Annotated in this window: 1 protein-coding gene; it reads left to right on the top strand. The window is 36.5% G+C overall.

What is annotated here, in order from left to right:
• Nucleotides 1-1,073: condensation domain-containing protein (locus tag VXQ92_RS20715; protein WP_416683039.1), on the top strand; the 1,073-nt coding region annotated here is incomplete at both ends.

The raw sequence follows: 1,073 nt of genomic DNA, 5'->3' as shown, positions 1-1,073 counted from the left end.
GTTCGCTATACATTTAGTGACGAAGGTGATTTATACAAATATCCATTTGATGACCATTCAGCTTGCCTAGAATTAAAAAAGAGCAATACAGAACACGTATTTGAGCAGGTAAATACCTTAAAAGCGCAAGCATGGAATGCAGAATTCCATCCCCCTTTTTTTACAAGTCTCGTAGAAACTGAACTAGACTATTTCCTTATTTTAGCGCTCCACCCGATTCTTGATGAAAGCTATCAAAAGTCAGATTTCATTCAGGCTATACAAAATCGATATCAACAATATTCATCCAATAATGTGCCATTGGTGCTGACAGAAATTGATATCGCACATCATCTAGATACAAGTTCTACAAAAGCGCCAGAACAAGCTAACCAAAACTATGTGTCAGAAATTATTTTAGAAGAGTTTCGAAATACGCTCGCTGAACCAGAAATGAGTCAGCATGATGACTTTTTTGATTTTGGTGGCCATTCACTATTAGCAACACGAATTATTGGAAATCTACTTAATAAACACGGAATTGAGATTCAATTTAATGATTTCTTTAAATCTCCATCTGCTGCTGATTTAGCCCAATATGCTTTCGTTAAATCTGCAAAAACTGACAAATCCACCTTACAAAGTATCGATAAAGCCCCGCTTACTTTAGCTCAAGATTTCCTGTGGCAAGCTTATTCTGCATTCGATTTTAGCCCAATTTATAACTTACCATTTGCCGTAGAATTCCTTGAAGAAATTAATGAAGATATTTTCTTTCAAGCCTTTACAGATATTGTTGAGCGCCATGCAGGTTTACGCACAATTTTTAATAGCGCCAATGGTCAAACCTATCAACAGGTTATTCCTACATCTGAACTTAAACAATTCAAATGGTTTTGGAACAGTGCCGAAAGTCACGATGCAACGCTTGCAAGTGAAGCTTCATATAAATTTGATTTAACCCGTGAACTTCCCTTAAGAATTCGTTTAATTCGGAATGCTAAAGGTCGCCAAACTCTATCGTTTTTAGTTCACCACATGGTGATTGATGAATGGTCTTTAAATACCATTATGGCTGACCTTGCGCATGCTTA

Source organism: Acinetobacter sp. 228 (genome assembly GCF_048147885.1).
The sequence above is the reverse complement of the archived record's forward strand: the minus strand, read 5'-3'. Positions and strand labels throughout refer to the sequence as shown.